This is a genomic window from Pseudomonas sp. SIMBA_068, assembly GCF_046534705.1.
Taxonomy (GTDB): domain Bacteria; phylum Pseudomonadota; class Gammaproteobacteria; order Pseudomonadales; family Pseudomonadaceae; genus Aquipseudomonas; species Aquipseudomonas putida.
In genome coordinates, this window is the sequence record NZ_JAWRYI010000944.1 from 1 (window position 1) to 257 (window position 257).

The following is a 257-nucleotide window of genomic DNA, read 5'->3' on the forward strand; positions in this document are numbered from 1 at the left end:
CCCTGCTCTACTACGCTGGCGACCAGCAGATCGCGCCCCAGCATAAAGTCATCACACTCCTGATAGGTCAGCGGATCCTGCTCATGATCGAGGAAGGTCGGACGCAGCATCGGCTCATCTTCCACACTGGCCTGCCACGCCAGGTTATAGAGGTAGGGCATCAGGCGATAGCGCAGCCGGATCGCCTCGCGGATCATCGGTGTGACCTCCGGGTACATCCAGGGCTCGTTTACCGTGTGATCGTCATTCCAGGAGTG

Annotated in this window: 1 pseudogene; it reads right to left on the reverse strand. The window is 59.5% G+C overall.

What is annotated here, in order from left to right:
- Positions 1–218, reverse strand: a pseudogene (locus SB756_RS32195) (hypothetical protein); the annotation flags it as partial.
- Positions 219–257: the final 39 nt, after the last annotated feature.